Origin of the sequence: Enterobacter sp. C6 (genome assembly GCF_008122455.1) — a bacterium.
In the GTDB taxonomy this organism is placed as follows: Bacteria; Pseudomonadota; Gammaproteobacteria; order Enterobacterales; family Enterobacteriaceae; genus Enterobacter; species Enterobacter pseudoroggenkampii.
Map to the genome: position 1 here is coordinate 22,583 of NZ_QPFW01000202.1, position 6,408 is coordinate 28,990.

The following is a 6,408-nucleotide window of genomic DNA, read 5'->3' on the forward strand; positions in this document are numbered from 1 at the left end:
CCCTCCTGGAAATGGCGTTTTAATCCTCCGGCCATGTCCAGGACGGCCAGTAATATCCCTGGCCGAGGTCTGCGCCTGCCTGCAGTGCCCAGGTACGATCGCGTTCAGTCTCAATACCTTCAATAAGCACTTTCCCGGCCAGCTGAAAGCAAAGGGAAACCAGTTGCCTCAGCGCAGGGGTGTCGCGTAAACGCCAGAATGCTTCCTTATCTATTTTGACGCCGCTTAACGGGAGTCGACAGGATAAAAACGACTGCACTAAGACGTCATCTACGTCATCCAGCCAGATAGCGTGTCCCTGTCTGCTAAGTTGCTGCAGATTCTGAACCACATGCTGCTTCTGTGCGACAGATAGCGCCAAAAAGGACGCGAGGTCGACAATCTCAATATTGAGCGGCACGCCAGGTAACCTGATAAGTCGCTGAAAAGACGCAGGCTCCGTCAGGACGGTTATCGGCAGATTAATAAAAAGGTTATGTCCGTGCGGCGTATTTTTTAGCGTGGCAAGCTGCGCTTCAAGCAGGGTTATCGACCACTCAGCGGACCGATCGCAAAAAAAGTCCTCGCTGTGACGCGTGTCAGACAGAACGCTAAGTACCTCCACGCCAACCTGGCGCAAGGAGGTGAGGGCGACGATAGGCTCAAGCTTAATGCCGACGATGTCCTGAGAAAGGTACTGTAACCGGGCGGGCGTATCGATCAGGTTTTGCGCTGTCACTCCATTGTCCTGTTGTCTGTCAGCCTCCAGGCGGCCGGGATACCTGACTCTAGTGTGACGAGCTGACGTTCAGGAAAACAGCAGGCGTTACTTAAATGCAACTAGGCCTTTTCGCAGCGCTAAATTTTACGGTGAAACAGGGAGAAATGTTGAGAAAATAGCCGTATTTACAATCGGCTAGCGGTAATTGCCCAGGAAAGCGGAAAAGGCATTGACTCACCTGCCATTGACCGTATAATTCTTCGCGTTTCACCACCGCGAAGCACACGCTTCTCAGTGCGCCCTTAGCTCAGTTGGATAGAGCAACGGCCTTCTAAGCCGTAGGTCGTAGGTTCGAATCCTACAGGGCGTGCCATTTCCTCTCAACGTACGTCTTTATTCATCGATATCACCCACGCTATGAAGGTTCTCAGCGGTGCTGGCAGATGTTTTCGGCTCGGGTAGTAAACACAAAAATTATCAGCGGGATAGGTATAATCAGGTAGCAAACGGACAAGTTTGTTTTCGCTAATTTTATCCTCAACCAGATTCTCATAAACAAACGCAATCCCTAACCCATATTCAGCAGCCTGGATCATTGCCGCGTCTGAATCGACAACCAGATCGCCATTAACAGATACCTCCATTGTTTCCCCTTGTGGATCCATAAACTCCCAGCGATACAGCTTTCCATCAGGAAAACAGCGATTTATACACCTGAAATTGACCAGATCTTTTGGTGAGTCAGGCGTGCCTGATTTCTTCAGAAAATCGGGGCTGGCAACGGGAATAAGAGACATCTTGCCACCAAAAGGAATGGCAACCATATCTTTAGGAACATCTTGTGTATAACGTATTCCGGCATCGAAACCTGAGTCGATAATATTGATTTTTCTGTCAGTGGTGAACAACTCTAATTTAATACCCGGGTAATCATTTTTGAACGTAACGAAATGGCTTTGAAAAAAGAGATCAACCACGATCCGGGGTAAGTTGACTTTGATGACGCCTTCTGGCTTTTCTTTGTGGTTATTGAGATTATCAATGACGCGTCTGTAGTCATTCAGGACGGGCGTCACGTCATCAAGAAACGCTTTACCGACGGCCGTCAAAGACAAGCTTCGGGTGGAGCGATTCAAAAGTCTAACCCCAAGTTTTTCTTCAAGATTATTTATGGCGACAGTTAACGTCGGCGCTGAAACATTTAATTCTTTTGCGGCCTGACGAAAACTCCCGTGTTTTACAATAAGAAGTAATATTTCTATATGTTGTAATTCTGGTGCATTTTTCATTGTTAATTCTCATAAAATACTGCATTAAAAATATACTAATTGTTATGCGTTAAGAATGAAAGTATATATTTCCTGTCATTTATCAAAACAGGAATATAAGATGAAATCACGTTATCTGGGAAAAGATAAATTCCAGGTGTCAGCGCTGGGGTTGGGTTGTATGGGGATGAGTTTTGCCTATGGTGGCGCCGAAGAATCGGAGGCGATCAATACCATTCACGCTGCGGTCGATTTGGGCGTTACCTTCCTTGATTCCGCGGAAGTCTATGGCCCCTATGATAATGAAGTCCTGGTCGGGAAGGCGATTAAAGGCATTCGCGACAAGGTACAGATTGCGACAAAATTTGGTTTTCGCATCCTTCCCTCCGGACATGGTCTTGAACGTATGGCTGGTGTTGACAGCCGCCCTGAACATATTCGTGAAGCGGTAGAAGGTTCACTTAAACGTCTCAATATCGAGACTATCGATCTGCTTTATCAGCACCGCGTCGACCCGTCTGTACCTGTTGAAGACGTTGTGGGAACAATGGCTGATTTAATCAAGGAAGGGAAAGTTCGCCATATCGGGCTCTCAGAAGTCTCAGCCGACACGTTACGCCGGGCCTGCAAAGTTTATCCGATTACCGCCGTGCAAACGGAATATTCGCTCTGGACTCGCGAGCCGGAGGAAAACATTCTCAACGCTTGCCGCGAGCTGGGCGTTGGGTTTGTGCCCTACAGTCCGCTGGGTCGCGGATTTTTAACCGGGAAAATCACCGACAGCTCCGGCTTTGGCGAGGATGATTTCCGGCGGAACCTGCCCCGCTTCCAGAAAGCAGCGATGCAGAAAAACCAACAGCTGCTCGGCCAGCTACAGGATGTCGCGGATAAATACCGCTGTTCCCTCGCGCAGCTGGCCCTCGCATGGGTGATGAGTAAAGGAGATGACATTGTTCCTATTCCCGGGGCTCGAAAAATAGCGCATTTGCAGGATAATGCGGGAGCGGTCAGCCTGAATCTTTCCGATTCTGATATTAAGTTCGTTGACCATGTCTTTACGCCTGACAATATCCAGGGGCAAAGATATAACCAGGGTGATTTTAATTTAATCGATAAATAACACACTGCATTACATTCTCCCGCCGCTCTGGCGGGAGAGTTGTTCATCTGTGCATTAAATGTCGCAATAATAAATAGAAGGCTAATGAATTCTTCTTCCGTTCAGTCTTAAGGTTTTCTTAATTTTGAATTGAACTATCTTTCCCATCTGGATTTTTATCATTTCAAACCACGCAATAATGAAATTTTACACTTTTACGCGTAAACTGGATTGATACTAATTATCATTAGCGTTGTTGTGTGCTTTAATCCTGTCCCACAAAGCTATGAGTGGTTACTCCCGTTGGTCTATTAAGGATATGTTCATGAATTCTCGCCTGCTGTCCTGCTTCTCGCTTGCCTTGTTGTCGTCATCCCTTTTCCTTTCCACACAATCAGTTGCCGCCGATAACAACGAAGGTATCGTTGTGTATAACGCGCAGCATGAAAACCTGGTGAAGTCGTGGGTTGACGGTTTTACCAAAGAAACCGGCATTAAAGTGACTTTGCGCAATGGTGATGACAGCGAGCTGGGTAACCAGCTGGTCCAGGAAGGCAGCGCATCGCCGGCCGACGTATTCCTGACGGAAAACTCACCGTCCATGGTGCTGGTGGATAACGCTAACCTGTTTGCGCCGCTGGATGCTGACACCCTGAAGCAGGTACCGGCAGAGTATCGTCCTGCGCACGGTCGTTGGATCGGCATTGCCGCCCGCAGCACGGTATTCGTCTATAACCCGGCAAAACTGAACGAACAGCAGCTGCCTAAGTCGCTGATGGATCTGGCGAAACCCGAGTGGAAAGGCCGCTGGGCGGCATCACCGTCAGGCGCGGATTTCCAGGCCATCGTGAGCGCGATGCTGGCTCTGAAAGGCGAAAAGGCCACTCTGGAATGGCTTAAGGCGATGAAAGCCAATTTCGTTGCCTATAAAGGCAACAGCACGGTGATGAAAGCCGTCAATGCCGGCCAGATTGATGGCGGCGTGATTTATCACTACTACCGTTTTGTCGATCAGTCCAAAACCGGTGAAAACAGCAAAAACACCCAGCTCTACTACTTCAAACACCAGGATCCGGGCGCGTTTGTGAGCCTTTCCGGCGGTGGCGTGCTGGCGTCCAGCAAGCACAAAGCGCAGGCGCAGGCCTTCATCAAATACATTACCGGTAAAGAAGGCCAGGAAAGTCTGCGTACCAACAATGCCTTTGAATATGCAGTGGGCGTGAATGCGGCCTCAAACCCGAAACTGGTCCCGCTGAAAGATCTTGATGCACCGAAAGTTGAACCTTCAACGCTCAACAGTAAAAAAGTTATCGAGCTGATGACGCAAGCCGGTCTGCTGTGATCCTGAGAGTGAAGTGAACGTCTTATGTCTGGTCTGAGTCTCGACATCGGAAAAAACAGAGTGCAGGAGCCTGCCCGCAGGCGTCCTGCACTGCCGATGGTTGCGTTAGCTGTGTTGTTTTCATTAATGGCGCTTCTGCCTTTGGGTTTTATCATTGCCATTGGCATTGAGACCGGCTGGGAAACCATTAAGGCGCTGGTGTTTCGCCCGCGTGTTGCTGAGCTACTCAGCAACACGCTGTGGCTGACGGCTTTAGCGGTTCCGCTGTGTATCGTGACGGGCGTGGCGATAGCCTGGCTCACCGAGCGCACACAGCTTGCCGGACGAGGGATCTGGTCTGCACTGGCGGTCGCCCCGCTGGCGATCCCCGCGTTTGTGCAAAGCTATGCCTGGGTGAGCGTTGTCCCGTCCATGCATGGGCTCTCTGCGGGCGTGTTCCTCTCCGTTCTGGCCTACTATCCGTTTATCTATATGCCGGTTGCGGCGGTGCTGCGTCGTCTTGACCCGACGCTTGAAGATGTCGCCGCATCGCTCGGCACGCCGCCCTGGCGGGTCTTTTTCCGCGTGGTGCTGCCGCAGCTCAAGCTGGCTATCTGCGGCGGCGCGCTGCTGGTGGCGCTGCATCTGCTGGCGGAATATGGCCTGTACGTGATGATCCGCTTTGATACCTTCACCACGGCAATCTATGACCAGTTCCAGTCTACCTTCAGCGGCCCGGCGGCGAACATGCTGGCGGGCGTGCTGGCCTTATGCTGTCTGGCTATCCTGGTGCTGGAAGGCGTAACGCGCGGAAAAGCACGCTACGCGCGCATTGGCGCCGGGGCCGCGCGCGAGCAAAAACGCTGGCCGCTGAAGCCTGCGGCTGCCGCGCTGGGCCAGCTGTTTTTCATCGTGCTGATCGTGCTGGCGCTGGGCGTGCCGTTGATTGTCCTGTGCCGCTGGATTTGGCTCGGCGGCGTGCAAAACTGGATGAGTCCCGATCTCTGGCACTCCCTGCGCCAGACGCTGATGCTCGGCGTGGGCGGTGCGCTCCTGACGACGGCGTGCGTGATCCCCATCGCGTGGCTCGGTATCCGCTATCCGCACCGTATCTTCCGGATGCTGGAAGGGTGCATCTATATCACCAGTTCACTGCCGGGCATTGTCACGGCGCTGGCGCTGGTCACCGTCACCATTCATTACGCCCGCCCCATTTACCAGACGGAAATTACCCTGTTCCTGGCCTACCTGCTGATGTTTATGCCCCGAGCGCTCATCAACCTTCGGGCGGGGATTGCGCAGGCGCCGGTCGAGCTGGAAAACGTGGCGCGCAGCCTGGGCAGCACGCCCGCGAAGGCGCTCTGGAGCGTCACGATGCGGCTGGCCGCGCCCGGTGCTGCGGCGGGTGCCGCGCTGGTTTTCCTCGGCGTCAGCAACGAGTTGACCGCCACCCTGTTGCTCTCTCCGCTGGGCACGCGCACGCTCTCCACCGGATTCTGGGCGCTGACCAGCGAAATTGACTATGTGGCCGCCGCGCCTTACGCGATGCTGATGATCCTGATTTCACTCCCGCTGACCGCCATTCTCTATATGCAGTCGAAAAAAATTGCAGGGCTATGACATGCTTGAATTAACCGCCATTTCTAAATCGTTTTCTGATGTGCAGGTGCTCGACAGCTTAAACCTGAGCGTTGCGCCGGGGAGCAGGACGGCGATTGTCGGGCCGTCCGGGTCGGGGAAAACCACGCTGCTGCGTATTCTTGCCGGTTTCGAAACGCCTGACACCGGGCGTATTGTCATGCAGGGGAGAACGCTGTTTGATGAAAACCGTTTTGTCCCTGCCCACCAGCGCGGGATCGGTTTTGTACCTCAGGAGGGGGCGCTGTTCCCGCACCTCAACGTGGCAGACAACATTGCCTGGGGGCTGGACGGCACCCGCCACGAGAAACGCCAGCGCGTTGAGGCGCTGATGGAGATGGTGTCTCTGGACAGGCAACTGGCAACGCACTGGCCCCACGAG

The 6,408-nt window shown here is 52.7% G+C and carries 6 protein-coding genes and 1 tRNA gene; 5 read left to right on the forward strand and 2 right to left on the reverse strand.

Annotation, left to right across the window (positions count from 1 at the left end; translation table 11 throughout):
- Positions 1–19: 19 nt before the first annotated feature.
- A complete protein-coding gene (locus DOU50_RS09115; protein ID WP_148769236.1) occupies positions 20–718 on the reverse strand; it encodes an EAL domain-containing protein in 699 nt (232 codons plus the stop codon).
- A gap of 278 nt (positions 719–996) precedes the next feature.
- Here DOU50_RS09115 and DOU50_RS09120 point away from each other — a divergent pair.
- Positions 997–1,073: transfer RNA gene (locus tag DOU50_RS09120), tRNA-Arg, on the forward strand.
- Positions 1,074–1,080: 7 nt separating this feature from the next.
- Here the strand turns inward: DOU50_RS09120 and DOU50_RS09125 are convergent.
- On the reverse strand, positions 1,081–1,989 hold the full coding sequence (locus DOU50_RS09125) for a LysR family transcriptional regulator (RefSeq protein WP_148769237.1): 909 nt from the start codon (positions 1,987–1,989) through the stop codon (positions 1,081–1,083).
- A 100-nt stretch (positions 1,990–2,089) separates the two neighbouring features.
- On the opposite strand from DOU50_RS09125, the gene DOU50_RS09130 reads away from it, so the two are divergent.
- The 4 genes from DOU50_RS09130 to DOU50_RS09145 form a co-directional block, all read left to right on the forward strand.
- Positions 2,090–3,088 (forward strand): aldo/keto reductase, encoded by a 999-nt coding sequence (locus tag DOU50_RS09130; RefSeq protein ID WP_148769238.1) that lies wholly within the window; start codon positions 2,090–2,092, stop codon positions 3,086–3,088.
- A 304-nt stretch (positions 3,089–3,392) separates the two neighbouring features.
- A complete protein-coding gene (locus DOU50_RS09135; RefSeq protein ID WP_024906891.1) occupies positions 3,393–4,409 on the forward strand; it encodes an iron ABC transporter substrate-binding protein in 1,017 nt (338 codons plus the stop codon).
- Between the two features lie 24 nt (positions 4,410–4,433).
- The gene (locus DOU50_RS09140; protein ID WP_024906892.1) at positions 4,434–6,008 is read left to right on the forward strand and encodes an ABC transporter permease; all 1,575 of its coding nucleotides are present in this window, start codon (positions 4,434–4,436) and stop codon (positions 6,006–6,008) included.
- A 1-nt stretch (position 6,009) separates the two neighbouring features.
- A partial coding sequence (locus tag DOU50_RS09145) for an ATP-binding cassette domain-containing protein (RefSeq protein ID WP_148769239.1) occupies positions 6,010–6,408 on the forward strand: 399 nt, incomplete at its 3' end.

Bases quoted from the DNA above. Each gene is read 5' to 3' on its own strand.
- DOU50_RS09125 (WP_148769237.1), bottom strand. From the start codon at position 1,989: ATGAAAAATGCACCAGAATTACAACATATAGAAATATTACTTCTTATT.
- DOU50_RS09135 (WP_024906891.1), top strand. From the start codon at position 3,393: ATGAATTCTCGCCTGCTGTCCTGCTTCTCGCTTGCCTTGTTGTCGTCA.
- DOU50_RS09140 (WP_024906892.1), top strand. From the start codon at position 4,434: ATGTCTGGTCTGAGTCTCGACATCGGAAAAAACAGAGTGCAGGAGCCT.
- DOU50_RS09130 (WP_148769238.1), top strand. From the start codon at position 2,090: ATGAAATCACGTTATCTGGGAAAAGATAAATTCCAGGTGTCAGCGCTG.